Below are 12,835 nucleotides of genomic sequence, written 5' to 3'. Positions count from 1 at the left end.
ATCCCGCACGTCATGCGCCGTACCGTCTACACCGAGGACCACGAGGCGTTCCGCCGGACCATCCGCGACTTCCTGGCCAAGGAGGTCGTGCCCCACTTCGACGACTGGACCCGGGCCGGGCTCGTCCCCAGGGAGCTGTACCGCAAGCTCGGCGACCTCGGCTACTTCGGCATCGAGGTGCCGGAGGAGTTCGGCGGCGCCGGCATCACCTCCTTCAAGTACCAGGCGATCGTCATGGAGGAGAGCGCCCGCGCCGGCGTCGTCCTCGGCGCCGCCGGTGCCCACACCGCACTCGCCCTGCCCTATTTGCTGAAGTTCGGCAACGACGAGCAGAAGCAACGCTGGCTGCCCGGCTTCGTCTCCGGCGACACCATGACCGCGCTGGCGATGACCGAGCCCGGCACCGGCTCCGACCTCGCCGGGATCAGGGCCACCGCGCGTCTGTCCGAGGACGGCACGCACTACGTCCTCAACGGCGCCAAGACGTTCATCACCGGCGGCTACCAGGCCGACCTGGTCGTGGTCGTGGCCCGCACCTCCCCCGCTCCCGAGGAGAACCGCCGCCTCGGCCTGTCGCTGCTGTGCGTCGACGCGAAGAGCGAGGGCTACACGGTCGGACGCAAGCTGGAGAAGATCGGCCTGCGCGCCCAGGACACCGCGGAGTTGTCCTTCACGGACGTCAGGGTCCCGGTGGAGAATCTGCTCGGCGAGGAGGGCATGGCCTTCCGCTATCTCACCCACAACCTCGTGCAGGAGCGCCTGGGCGCAGGTGCGATGAGCCACGGCACGGCCAAGGCCGCGATCCGGTTCACGACGGAGTACGTCAAGGAGCGCCTCGTCTTCGGCAAGCCGGTGGCGGCCTTCCAGAACACCAAGTTCGTCCTCGCCGAGTGCGCGGCCGAGGTCGAGGCGCTGGAGTGCCTGCTCGACAAGGCGCTAGAGGCCTTCGAAGCCGGCGAGCTCACGTCGGCCGACGCCGCGAAGCTCAAGCTGTTCGCCACCGAGACGGCCGGCCGGGTCACCGACAAGTGCCTCCAGCTGCACGGCGGGTACGGCTACATGATGGAGTACCCGATCGCCCGCCTGTACGCCGACACCCGCGTCAGCCGGATCTACGGCGGCTCCAGCGAGATCATGAAGACCATCATCGCCAAGGACCTGGGCCTGTAAGGCCGTTCTCACCGCAGAGGCCGGACCCGCATCCGCGGGTCCGGCCTCTTGGCGTTCCGGGCAACCGGCAACTACTCGGCCGCGCCGAGGCGGAGCGCGTCCAGGGCCATCGACAGGTCCACCAGGTCGCGGGGCCGCGCCAGCAGCCGCCCGGTGAGCCTCTCCAGCCTGCGCAGCCGGTTGTGCACGGTGTTGCGGTGGCAGTACAGCCGCGACGCCACCTGGGGCAGGCTGCCGCTGCAGTCCAGCCAGACGCCGAAGGTCTCCAACAGCACCTGGCCCTCGTCCGGTTCCAACGCCAGGACCGGACCGAGCACCTGATCCACGAGCTCGCGGGCGAGGTCCCGCTGGGTGAGCAGGAAGCCGGGGGCCATCCGGTCCTTCAGGTGCACGAGTTCCCCGTCGGCGGTGCACAGCGCCAGCGCGGTGTCGGCGAGTTGCCGTGCCCGTCCGAGCCCGGCCAGCCCCTGCACCACGGGGCTGACGCCGATCCGGGCGCGGCCGCCGTCCCCGACGGCGCGGGCCACTGCCCGGGACAGGTGGTCGCCGCACGCGGCCACCACTGCCCAACCCTCCGGCTGCGGGCACCAGAACACCGTCACCCCGTCGAGTTCCTCGCGCACCGGGGCTCCGTCGGCCCGGATCGCGTCCGGACCGGTCACCCGGGCGACGGCATAGCGGCCGTCCATCGGCAGGCCGAGCGTCACGGAGACGCGTGAGAGGTCGAGGGGGTCCAGCTGGGCACGCAGCAGCACCTTCAGCGCCCCCACCATCCGGCGGTCGCTGCGTTCGGCCGGATCGCCGCTGCGCTGCCGATGCGCCTCGGTCATCAGCGCGGTCTCGCGCTCCACGAGACGCCAGACGTACGTCGCCGCGCGGACCATGTGGTGGGCGCGCTCCGGTGCCTCCCGCACCACCGCGGCGACCAGCGCGTTCCACAGCTCCTCCCCGGCGATCCGGTACATGTGCAGCATGGCACCGAGCGGGACGCCGTCCTCGGCCCGGGTGGCACCCACCTGCCAGGCGTACTCCGCGGACCGGGTGAACCCCTTGGGATCGGCGAACGCCGATACGACGAGCTCCGTGGCGACGTAGGTCGAGCCGACCAGGTCCTCGGGGACCCGGCGCGGGTCGTGGAAGTACCCGATCTCGCCGAGGACCCGGGCCAGCACGGTGTCGGCGAGCCCCGACGTCCGGCCGAGCAGCAGGCCCGCGGCGTACTCGAGGATCTCGGGGAACGGCTGATCCCCTTCGTCCCTCACCGCACCGTCCGCGGGTCGCGGAGGGAAAGACATGGGGAACCTTCTTCCGTGTCGACGCAACAGGCGCCGAAGGGCCGGCCGGGCCCCGCGTCGTGCGGGGCCCGGCCGGCGTGTCCACTGTCAGACGAGGTCGATGACCGTCCGCAGCGCCTCGCCGGTGTGCATCTGGCGGATGGCCTCGTTGACGTCGGTCAGCGGCACCCGGTGGGTGATCATCGACTCGAGGTCGAGACGTCCTGCCCGCCACAGGTCGATGATCGTGGCGAAGGTGCGGCGCACGTCGTCGCCCCCGTAGAACGAGGGGAGGATCTTCTTCTCGTTCAGGAACAGCTCGCCCATGCTGAGGTCGGTCAGGTCGGTACGGGAGCCCGCGCCGACCAGGACGACGGAGCCGCCGAGTCGGGCGGCGTCGTAGGCGGCCCGGAAGGTGCTCGGCCTGCCGACCGCCTCGAAGGCGTAGTCGAAGCCGAAGCCGCCGGTGATGCGCTTCCTCGCGTCGTCCAGCTCGTCGGGGGCTACCGCTGCGGTGGCGCCGAACGTCAGCGCCAGCTCGCGGCGGTTGGCGGTGGGGTCGACGGCGAGGATCTGCGCCGCACCGGCGACCCTCGCCCCCTGCACGATGCTGATGCCGACGCCGCCGAGGCCGATCACGACCACCGAGGAACCGGGCCGCACCTTGGCGGTGTTGAGCGCGGCGCCGACGCCGGTGGCGATGCCGCAGCCGATCAGCGCGGCGACGTCGTACGGCAGGTCGTCCGGGATCGGGATGGCCGCGGTGGCGGCAATCACCGCCTCCTCCGCGAAGGTGCCGGTGCCCATCATGCCGGGCAGCGGCGTCCCGCCGTCGACGAAGGCGGGCGTGGCCAGCGTGGCGTAGCCGCTGCGGCACAGGTGTCCGTCGCCGGCCCTGCACGACGGGCACCGGTCGCAGGGCGGCATCCAGCAGACGATCACGCGGTCGCCGGGCTTGACGTTGGTGACGCCCTCGCCGACCTCCACGACCTCGCCCGCGCCCTCGTGGCCGGGGACGAACGGGGCGGGGTGGGTGAGCACGCCGCTCATCGCGGAGAGGTCGGAGTGACAGAGGCCGGCCTTGTGCAGCCTGACCCGGACCCTGCCTGCGCCGACGGACGCCGTCGTCACGTCACGCACGTCGAGGGCGGCATCGCCGACGGTGTTGAGCACTGCTGCGCGCACGGTTCTTCTCCTTCGGATGACGGTACGTCGGATCTAGTCGGTGATCGGCAGGTTGACGGACTGGTACTCGTAGTAGCCGGACAGGCCCTCCGGGCCGAACTCCCGGCCGATCCCGGAGTTCTTGAAGCCGCCGAACGGGGCGGCCGGGTCCAGCCGGAAGCCGTTGACGGTGAAGGTGCCGGTGCGGATCCGGCGGGCGAGCCGGACGCCCCGCTCGGTGTCGGTGGTGAACACGGCACCGGACAGGCCGTAGTCGGAGTCGTTGGCAATGCGGACCGCGTCCTCCTCCGTCTCGTACCGGATCAGGCAGACCACCGGGCCGAAGATCTCCTCACGGGCGATCCGCATGTCGTTGCCGACCTCGCCGAACAGCGTCGGTGCGACGTACCAGCCGGTGTCCAGGCCCTCGGGGACGCCGCCACCGGTCAGGACCTTGGCGCCCTCCTCCTGACCGATCCGGATGTAGTCGAGGTTCCGCTGCTGCTGGGTGCGGGTGACCATCGGGCCGACCACGGTGGCCGGGTCGGACGGGTCGCCGACCCGGAGCGCGCCGAGGGCGGCGGCGAGCTTGGCCGCGACCTCGTCGTAGCGGGAGGCGGGCACCAGCACCCGGGTGAGCGCGACGCAGGCCTGGCCGCTGTTGGCGGCGCAGGTGCTGCCGACGAGGACGGGGAGCGCGGCGTCGACGTCGGCGTCCTCCAGCAGGATCGCGGCGGACTTGCCGCCCAGCTCCAGGGAGACCCGGGTGAGGTTCTCCGCCGCCGCGGCCATGATCTTCTTGCCCGCGGCCACCGAGCCGGTGAAGGCGATCTTGTCGATGCCGGGGTGGGCCACCAGGTACGAGGCGGTTTCCCGATCCGCCGGCAGCACGCTGAGCACGCCCTCGGGCAGCCCCGCCCGCTCGCACACCTCGGCCAGGAGGTACGAGTCCAGCGGGGTCTCCGGGGACGGCTTGAGCACCACGGTGCAGCCTGCGAGCAGGGCCGGGGCGACCTTGCCGGCGATGGCGAACTGCGGGGCGTTCCACGGGACGACGGCGGCCACCACACCGATCGGTTCGCGGCGGACCAGGACCCGGCCGGTGAGCCCCTGCCGCTCCTCCTCCACGATCAGCTGCGCCGCGGCGGCCAGTGCGGCGCCGAAGATGCCGACCGCCGAGAGTGCCTGACCGCGCACCGAGAAGCTGATCGGGGAGCCGTTCTGCAGGGTGATCAGCTCGGCCAGTTCCTGGTGGCGGGCGAGCAGGGCATCCTTGATCCGGGTGACCACCTCGACGCGCTCGGCGACGGTCATCCGCGGCCACGGGCCGTGGTCGAATGCCTCACGGGCGGCGGCCACCGCCGCGTCGACGTCCGCCGGCGTGGCGTGCGGCACCCGGGCGACGACCTGCTCGGTGTGCGGGGAGACCACCTCGATGGTCCCGGTGCCTGCGGGTTCGACCCACCGGCCGCCGATGAAGAGCCTGTCGTGCACCACGATCTCGGTCATGTTCACATTCCTCGCGTCGTTGCGATGGGAGAGGGACTACGGCAGAACGATCGGAAAGTCGCGCTCGGGCCGCTCCAGCAGCCCGTGGAAGGTGGCGAGCACGGTCGCGTCGCCCTTCAGGACGACCACGCCGGAGGCGACGGCGTCCGGGAAACCCAGGTGTCCGGCGAGGATCCGGTCGAGCACCGTCCGCGCCAGACGGATCGTCAGCTTCGGTGCCTCGCCGCGCGGTGCGTCGCCCTGCATCGGAGTGAGGACGCCGTTGCCGACGAGCAGCGTCCACGCCTCCCCGGTGTCGGTGAACTCCCAGCGCATCAGGAGGCGGTGGGCCGCGGCGCGCGGTCCGTCGAGGCGGACGGCCATCGTGTCGAAGACCTGCCCGGTGGAGAGGGCGGTCAGTAGGTCGAGGTTGGCGTGGTGCGCGGTGCCGGCCCGGCGCTGCTGCCCGGCATCGCGCAGCTCCTGCGCGCCGGTGAGGTAGATGTTGCGCCAGGTGCCGTTCTCCTGGGCGAGACCGAGCCGGGTGTAGGTGTCGGCCTGCAGGTCGCGGGCCGCAGCGTGCTCGGGTTCGGCAAACAGCACGTGGTTGAGCAGTTCGGCGGCCCAGCGCAGGTCTCCCGCCTCGACGGCCTCGCGGGCCCGGTCCACGGTGGCGTCGGCGCCCCCGATCGCCGCGACGTACCGCCTCGCCTGCTCGACCGGCGGGTGCTGCCACAGGTGCGCCGGGTTGCCGTCGTACCAGCCCATGTAGCGCTGGTAGACGGCCTTGACGTTGTGGCTGATCGAGCCGTAGTAGCCGCGGGTGCTCCAGGCCCGGCCCAGGTCGCCGGGGAACGACCGGATCTCCTCCGCGATCTCCGTCCCGGTGAGCCCGCGGTTCATCAGCCGCACGGTCTGGTCGTGCAGGTAGGCGTAGGCGTCGCGCTGCTCGGTGAGCAGCCGCAGCACCTCCTCCCGGCCCCAGGTCGGCCAGTGGTGCGAGCCGGTGAGCACCTCCGCCTCGTCGAAGAGCCCGATGGCCTCGGTGATGTACGCCGCCCAGGCATGGGCGTCACGGACCTGGGCGCCGCGCAGGGTGAGCAGGTTGTGCAGCGTGTGACTGACGTTCTCCGCGATCAGGAGGACCTTGAACTCCGGCAGGTAGAAGTTCAGTTCGGCGGGGGCCTCGGTGTCCGGGGTCAGCTGGAAGACGAACCGCACCCCGTCGAGGAGCAGCTCCTGGCCGGTCGCGGTCACGTCCACGGTGGGCGCCAGCAGGCCGAGGGTGCCGGCCGACACGGCCTGGCCCAGTCCGAAGCCGACCTGGCCCTCGGGACCCAGGGGCAAGGAGCGGCCGTACATGTAGACGGCGCGGCGGGTCATCGCGGGGCCGGCGAAGACGTTCTCGCTCACCGCGTGGTGCAGGAAGCCATCGGGGGCGACGACGGTGCACTCCCCGGCCGCCACCGCCTCGGCCGTGGTGACGCCGAGCACGCCGCCGAAGTGGTCGCCGTGGCTGTGGGTGTAGACGACCGCCCGCACCGGTCGGTCGCCGCGGTTGCGTCGGTAGAGCGCGAGGCCGGCCTCCGCGGTCTCCCGGGAGACCAGCGGGTCGACGACCACCAGTCCGGTGCGGCCCTCGACGATGGTCATGTTCGACACGTCCAGGCCACGGACCTGGTAAACGCCGGGGACGACCTCGAACAGGCCGTGGACACTGTTGAGCCGCCCCTGCCGCCACAGACCCGGGTGCACCGAGTCGGGGCACTCCCCCGCCAGGAACGCCCAGCGCTCGTTGTCCCACACGACGCGCCCCTCACCGTCGCGGACGACGCAGGGATCGAGCCGGTCGACCAGGCCGCGGGTCGCGTCGGCGCGGTCGGTCGGGTCGTCGACGCCGAGGTGCGGCTCGGTGGCCATGGGCTCTCCTCCGTCGGTGGAGGTCGGTCCGGTCAGCACGGCGCCAGGCCCAGCCGGTCACGGAGCTCGGTCTTGAGGATCTTGCCGGTGGGGGTGAGCGGCAGCGCGTCGACGACGCACAGGTCGCGCACCTTCTGGTACGGGGCCACCTGCCTCGCGACATGTGCCAGCACCTCGTCCTGGAGCGCCCCACCGCGCGCGGCCTCGGCGACGTACGAGGGCCGCAGCACGACGAAGGCGACGGGGACCTGCCCGGCGATCGGGTCCGGCCTGCCGACCACCGCGGCCTGGGCGACCGCGGGGTGGGAGCAGAGCAGTTCCTCCAGGGGCTGGGGATAGACGTTGTAGCCCTTGTAGATGAGCATGTCCTTGGCCCTGCCGACCAGGAACAGGAAGCCCTGATCGTCGACGTGGCCGAGGTCGCCGGTGCGCAGCCGGCCGTCGACGAACTGTTCGGCCGTCAGCTCGGGGTGGCCCTGGTAGCCGTCGGTGACCTGGGGTCCGCGGACCCAGACCTCACCGGTGGCACCCTGCGGCAGGACGGTGGCACCGTCCTCGGAGCGGATCTCCACCTCCGTGTCGAAGAGCGGCAGCCCGACCGCGCCCGCCGGCACCGGCAGTTCGGCATCGAGGGGTGTGTAGGTCACCGCGGCGGTGCACTCGCTCAGCCCGTAGGCGTCGACGACGGCGGCGTTCGGGAACGCCGCCCGCAGCCGGGCCAGGGCGGCCGTGTCGATGGGGGCCGCACCGGTGGCGAGCATCCGTACCGAGGTCAGGTCCGCCGTGTCGATGACGGGGCTGGACAGCAGCGCGTGGTACATCGACGGGGAACCCGCGAGCTGGGTGACGCCCTGGTCGGCGATGCTCTCCAGGAAGGCGTCCGGCGCGAACCGGCCCGCGATGGTCACGGTGGTGCCCAGCAGGGTGTTCACGTTCTGTCCGACGAGGCCGAGGCTGTGGAACAGCGGAGCCACGGACAGCGCCACGCCCTCGCCCGGCGGGATGGCGTGCCGGTGGGCGGCCTCCGGCCGGAAGCGGAGCCGCAGTCCGTCCTCCTCGTCCAGGCAGGGCAGTGCCGGCGACCGCCAGCAGGCCGTCTGGACGGCGTTGGCCACCACGTTGCGGTGCAGGACCCGGACGGCCTTGGGGCGGCCGGTGGTACCGCCGGTGAACTGGAAGTGCGCGACGGACTCGGGGTCGACCCGGTAGCCCTCCAGCCGGCCGGCGGTGAGGAGGTCGGCGAACGGGACGACGTCGTCGGGGAAGATCCCCTCTGGCAGGCCCACGCCCTCGGGCGCGGGGGCGGCGGCACTGCCCGGCACCAGGACGGCGAAGCGCACGCCCTCGGGGACGGCTCCGTCGGCCAGCACGGCGCCGTTGCGCGGGTGGGTGAAGACCGCCTTGACGTCGCAGTCGGCGAGCTGTTGCCGCAGTGCCGCGGGCGGCTGGGCAGGGTTGAGTGCGGCCGCGGTGGCGCCGGAGCACAGGATGCCGTAGTAGGCGACCAGGAACCAGGCCGAGTTGGGCAGGTGCAGGGCGACCGTGTCGCCCGGCCGGACACCTCGTACCCGCAGGCCCGCGGCGACCCGCAGCGCACGGTCGTAGAGCTCGGCGAAGGTGAGGGTCTCGTCCCCCTCCCGCAACGCCACCCGCTCCGGGTAGGCACGGGAGGCGCCGGCGAGCAGGGCGTCGACACCGACCCGGGGGTAGTCCAGCGAGCGCGGCATGTGCTTCGGCCAGACGTCGGCCATGGAGGGAACTCCCTTGTTCCGGCGGGACGGTGGCGTCCCGGCTGTGCCTGCGGTGATGGATGTGGATGTCGGCGGTCCGTCAGACGGGCTGCCGGATCGGCCGGACGACGACTTCCTGGGCGAGGGAGGCCACCAGCGTCCCGTCCCGGGTCCACACCTGCCCGGAGGCCAGACCGCGCCCGTCCCCGCCGGAGGGGCTGCGCAGGGCGAACAGCAGCCAGTCGTCGGCCCGGAACGGCCGGTGGAACCAGACGGAGTGGTCGAGCGAGGCGGTGAGCACCCGTGCCGGACCCTCGCGCTCCACCCGGGCCTTCTCGTGGTCGAGCGCGGCGACCGGAGCGAGTGTGAGGTCGGAGGCGTAGACGAAGGCGCAGGCGTGGAGCATCGCGTCGTCGGGCAGGTGCTCCGTCGCCTTCATCCACACGAGGCGCTCGTTGACCCCGGGCGGCGTCCGGTCCCCCGTCCTCGGGCCGGGACGGGCGATCCTCATCGACACCACGCGCCGGAACTCGGCTGCGTCGTACTCCGCCGGGCTGTTGACCGCCCACCGTGCGTACGGGTCGGGAAGGTCCTCGGGTGCGGGCACCTCCGGCATCGGCTGCTGCCGCTCCGGGGTGGGCTCGGGTGACTTGAAGGACGCCGAGAGGGTGAAGATCGGCCGGCCGTCCTGGTAGGCGGTGACCCGCCTGGCGCAGTAGGAGCGGCCGTCGCGCAGCCGTTCGACCTCGTAGCCGACCGCCTGGGAGAGATCGCCGGCACGGAGGAAGTAGCCGTGCAGCGAGTGCGGAAGGCGACCGGCCTCGATGGTGCAGCCGGCAGCGGCGAGCGCCTGTGCGACGACCTGCCCCCGAACGCCTTGCCGGGCGCACCGAGGTGGCACCGTCCGCTGAACAGATCGCGGTCGGTCCGGTCGAGGTCGAGGAAGCCGAGGAGGTCACCGCCGGAGGGACGGGCGGCGCCGGTGGCCGTTTCGATGCTCAGGTGCACGAGGAAGCTCCAGTTTTCACAGCCGCAGGAGGCCCGTCCCGTTGCTCGCTGCGGGCGGGGATGTCAGCGCTCCGAAGGGGGCGGCCGCCCGTGTGCCACGGTGCGGCGCCGGCGGGGCGCGGCCGTCAGTACGGCAGTCCGTTGTCGGCACGCTATGCCGAAAGAAAGCGCAGGTAAATCCTTGGGGATCCTGGGGTATCCATTGTCATTGCCTATGCCCATCGGGGTATCGGCCCGGCACGCCATGGGCGCAGGCCCCGGACACCGTCCGTACCCCGACAGAGGGGCTGCCTATGGGCCGCGAAGGGAATTCGGGAGTTCCGGTGCTCCCCCGTACGCATAGCGTGCCGCACACCACGGGTCGCGTGCCCCGCCCTGTCGCAGGAGCGCGAGACCGCGCCGCGCACCGGCCGCGACCCGTCTCTGCATCCTGCACGAGAAGGCGTCCTCATCCATGACCATCGACCGCAGCATCATCGGCAGCCGTACCCCCGAGCACTCGGTGGACGTCGAGCGCGGACGGCTGCGCTTCTTCGCCCGGGCCACCGGCCAGCCGGACCCCGTCTACGCCGATCCGACGGCCGCACGGGCCGCCGGCCACCCGGACATCCCGGTGCCGCCGACGTTCCTGTTCTGCCTCGACCTCGACAACCCCGACCGGGGCCGGTTCCTGGCGGACCTGGGCGTCGACATCCGCACCGTCCTGCACGGCGGCCAGGCCTTCGAGTACCGCGCCCAGGCGTACGCCGGCGATCGGTTGACCTTCTCCACCGAGGTCACCGACGTCTACTCCAAGAAGGGCGGTGCGCTGGAGTTCATCGTGCGCACCACCCGCGTGACCCGCGGCGGCGAGCCGATCGCCACGCTCACCGGCACCACCGTGGTGCGCGACCCGAAGGCGGCCAAGTGACCGTTCTCAAGCCCGGGGACACCTTCACCCTCGAAGCCCCGAAGACCACCCGGACCGCACTCGCGCTCTACGCGGGTGCCTCCGGCGACCACAATCCCATCCACATCGACATCGATGCCTGCCGGGCGGTCGGCATCGACGACGTCTTCACCCACGGCATGCTCTCGATGGCCTATCTGGGCCGCCTGCTGACGGACTGGATCCCTCAGGAGGGCATCCGCTCGTACGAGGTCCGCTTCACCGCCATCACCCCGGTGAACACCGTCCCCACCTGCACCGGCACGGTGACCGAGGTGGAGGACGAACTCGCCCGCCTGTCCCTGACGGTGACCCTGCCGGACGGCACCGTGACCCTCGAAGGCTCCGCCGTGGTCGCGGCCGGCTGACCTTCCGTCACCCCACTTGTACCGCCCGCCGCGCTGCCCGGCCCGCCCGGGCAGCGCGGCGTCGCCGTGCCGGGGAACTCCCCCGCGCCCGGCCGAGCTCAACCCTCACCCCCGAAGGGACCCTTCATGCAACCGACCCTGTCCGACGTCTTCGGCGCAGTCGCCCGGGCGGTACCGGACCGCGAGTGCCTGGTGCACGGCGCAGTGCGCCGGAGCTACGCCGAGGTCCTCGACCGGACCGAGCGACTGGGCCGGCTGCTGGCCTCCCGGGGGCTCGGCGCCCACCGCGAGCGAGCCGAGCTGGACCCCTGCGCCTCCGGTCAGGACCACCTCGCGCTGTACCTGCACAACTGCCCCGAGTACCTGGAGGGGCTGCTCGGCGCGCTCGCCGCCCGGGTCGCCCCGTTCAACGTCAACTACCGCTACACCGCGACGGAACTGCGCCAACTTTTCGGTGACGCGCGGCCCGCCGTCGTCGTGTACCACGCCGCGTTCGCCCCCGTGCTCGCCGAGGTCGTGGCGGACCTGCCCGAACCGGTCCTGCTCCTCCAGGTCGCGGACGGTTCGGGTGGACCGCTGCTGCCGGGCGCCCTGGACTTCGAGGCCGCACTGGCCTCGGCACCGGCCGACCAGCCGCTGCCCGCCGCCTCGCCGGACGACCTCTACCTGCTGTACACCGGCGGCACCACCGGCATGCCCAAGGGCACCATGTGGCGCAACGGCGACTTCCTGCACAACCTTTCGGGCATCCTCTACCCACCGGGCGCCTCGCCCGAGGGCGCCGCGGCCGCCGTGGCCGCCGCCCGGGGACCCCGCTTCCTGGGGACCGCGCCGTTCATGCACGGAACGGGCTGCGTCGGCGCACTGCGCTCGCTGTTCCACGGCGGCATGGTCGCGATACCCGACGTGCCGCACCGGCTCGATGTGGCGGACGTGTGCCGGCTGATCGAGCGGGAACGCATCGACACCGCGTCCTTCGTGGGCGAGGCATTCTGCCGGCCCATCGCGGACGAGCTGGAACGGGGCGGCCACGACGTCTCCTCGCTGCGCTCGGCGCTGCTCAGCGGCGGCGCGACCCAGCCCACGACGCTGGCCCGGCTGGGTGCCCTGATGCCCGGCGCACGGTTCGCCGACGGCCTCGGCGCCTCCGAGACCATGCAACTCATCCGCACCGACGTCGAGCCGGGTGCGCCGCGCGAAGCCGGGGTGTTCTCCCCGCTGGCCCGGGCCTGCGTGGTCGACGAGTCCCGCACCCGGCTGCTGAAGCCGGGCGAGGAGAGCGACGGCTGGCTGGCCGCCGCCGAGCCGCTGCCGCTCGGCTACCTGGGCGACCCGGTCAAGTCGGCGGAGACCTTCCCCACCGTGGAGGGGCAGCGGCTGTGCGTCCCGGGCGACCGGGTACGGCTGCTCGCCGACGGCCGGATCGCGTTGCGCGGCCGCGACTCCATGACCATCAACTCCGGTGGCGAGAAGATCTTCGCCGAGGAGGTCGAGCGGGCGGTGTTCAGCCACCCCGCCGTGGTCGACGTCCTGGTGGTGGGGCGTCCCAGCGAGCGCTGGGGCCAGGAGGTGACCGCTATGGTGCGACTCGCTGCCGACCTCCCCGCACCGTCCGACGAGGAACTGCGGGAGCACGCCGCCGGCCACATCGCCCGCTACAAGCTGCCCAAGGCCTTCCTCCGGGTGCCGGAGGTCCGCCGCAACGCGATGGGCAAGCCCGACTACGCCTGGGCCCGCGCGCTTGCCGCGGAGTCCGTTCCGTTGTAGGGAAGCCTCCTCCTGCTC

The 12,835-nt window shown here is 72.3% G+C and carries 10 protein-coding genes; 4 read left to right on the top strand and 6 right to left on the bottom strand.

Translation table 11 applies throughout. From position 1 onward, the window contains the following. Window positions 1–12: 12 nt before the first annotated feature. Window positions 13–1,170 carry an acyl-CoA dehydrogenase family protein gene (locus ABEB13_RS35405; protein ID WP_345708766.1) on the top strand — a complete coding sequence of 386 codons (1,158 nt, stop codon included), beginning with the start codon at window positions 13–15 and terminating at the stop codon, window positions 1,168–1,170. A gap of 71 nt (window positions 1,171–1,241) precedes the next feature. On the opposite strand, the gene ABEB13_RS35400 is transcribed toward ABEB13_RS35405, so the two are convergent. The 6 genes from ABEB13_RS35400 to ABEB13_RS35375 all read right to left on the bottom strand — a co-directional run bounded on the left by ABEB13_RS35400 (window position 1,242) and on the right by ABEB13_RS35375 (window position 9,647). Then, complete coding sequence (locus ABEB13_RS35400) at window positions 1,242–2,432, bottom strand: PucR family transcriptional regulator (RefSeq protein ID WP_345708765.1); 1,191 nt, start codon at window positions 2,430–2,432, stop codon at window positions 1,242–1,244. Window positions 2,433–2,552: 120 nt separating this feature from the next. Beyond that, on the bottom strand, window positions 2,553–3,629 hold the full coding sequence (locus ABEB13_RS35395; RefSeq protein ID WP_345708764.1) for a zinc-binding dehydrogenase: 1,077 nt from the start codon (window positions 3,627–3,629) through the stop codon (window positions 2,553–2,555). A 33-nt stretch (window positions 3,630–3,662) separates the two neighbouring features. Further along, entirely contained in the window at window positions 3,663–5,117 is a 1,455-nt protein-coding gene (locus ABEB13_RS35390) for an aldehyde dehydrogenase (RefSeq protein ID WP_345708763.1), read from the bottom strand. A gap of 36 nt (window positions 5,118–5,153) precedes the next feature. Further along, window positions 5,154–7,016, bottom strand: coding sequence for an alkyl/aryl-sulfatase (locus tag ABEB13_RS35385; RefSeq protein WP_345708762.1), 1,863 nt, complete (start codon window positions 7,014–7,016; stop codon window positions 5,154–5,156). Between the two features lie 32 nt (window positions 7,017–7,048). Then, the gene (locus ABEB13_RS35380) at window positions 7,049–8,767 is read right to left on the bottom strand and encodes a class I adenylate-forming enzyme family protein (protein ID WP_345708761.1); all 1,719 of its coding nucleotides are present in this window, start codon (window positions 8,765–8,767) and stop codon (window positions 7,049–7,051) included. A gap of 79 nt (window positions 8,768–8,846) precedes the next feature. Further along, a complete protein-coding gene (locus tag ABEB13_RS35375; RefSeq protein ID WP_345708760.1) occupies window positions 8,847–9,647 on the bottom strand; it encodes an acyl-CoA thioesterase in 801 nt (266 codons plus the stop codon). Window positions 9,648–10,208: 561 nt separating this feature from the next. On the opposite strand from ABEB13_RS35375, the gene ABEB13_RS35370 reads away from it, so the two are divergent. The 3 genes from ABEB13_RS35370 (at window position 10,209) to ABEB13_RS35360 (ending at window position 12,817) form a co-directional block, all read left to right on the top strand. Next, the gene (locus ABEB13_RS35370; RefSeq protein WP_345708759.1) at window positions 10,209–10,664 is read left to right on the top strand and encodes a MaoC family dehydratase N-terminal domain-containing protein; all 456 of its coding nucleotides are present in this window, start codon (window positions 10,209–10,211) and stop codon (window positions 10,662–10,664) included. Further along, on the top strand, window positions 10,661–11,050 hold the full coding sequence (locus tag ABEB13_RS35365; protein WP_345708758.1) for a MaoC/PaaZ C-terminal domain-containing protein: 390 nt from the start codon (window positions 10,661–10,663) through the stop codon (window positions 11,048–11,050). The genes ABEB13_RS35370 and ABEB13_RS35365 overlap by 4 nt, the downstream gene beginning before the upstream one ends. 126 nt (window positions 11,051–11,176) lie before the next feature. Next, window positions 11,177–12,817 carry an AMP-binding protein gene (locus tag ABEB13_RS35360; RefSeq protein WP_345708757.1) on the top strand — a complete coding sequence of 547 codons (1,641 nt, stop codon included), beginning with the start codon at window positions 11,177–11,179 and terminating at the stop codon, window positions 12,815–12,817. Window positions 12,818–12,835 lie beyond the last annotated feature (18 nt).

The sequence above is a fragment of the Kitasatospora paranensis genome (assembly GCF_039544005.1).
In the GTDB taxonomy this organism is placed as follows: Bacteria; Actinomycetota; Actinomycetes; order Streptomycetales; family Streptomycetaceae; genus Kitasatospora; species Kitasatospora paranensis.
Note: the sequence above shows the minus strand (reverse complement) of the source record. Positions and strands in the feature narration are given on the sequence as shown.

Bases quoted from the DNA above. Each gene is read 5' to 3' on its own strand.
- ABEB13_RS35405 (WP_345708766.1), top strand. From the start codon at position 13: ATGCGCCGTACCGTCTACACCGAGGACCACGAGGCGTTCCGCCGGACC.
- ABEB13_RS35390 (WP_345708763.1), bottom strand. From the start codon at position 5,117: ATGACCGAGATCGTGGTGCACGACAGGCTCTTCATCGGCGGCCGGTGG.
- ABEB13_RS35385 (WP_345708762.1), bottom strand. From the start codon at position 7,016: ATGGCCACCGAGCCGCACCTCGGCGTCGACGACCCGACCGACCGCGCC.
- ABEB13_RS35380 (WP_345708761.1), bottom strand. From the start codon at position 8,767: ATGGCCGACGTCTGGCCGAAGCACATGCCGCGCTCGCTGGACTACCCC.
- ABEB13_RS35370 (WP_345708759.1), top strand. From the start codon at position 10,209: ATGACCATCGACCGCAGCATCATCGGCAGCCGTACCCCCGAGCACTCG.
- ABEB13_RS35360 (WP_345708757.1), top strand. From the start codon at position 11,177: ATGCAACCGACCCTGTCCGACGTCTTCGGCGCAGTCGCCCGGGCGGTA.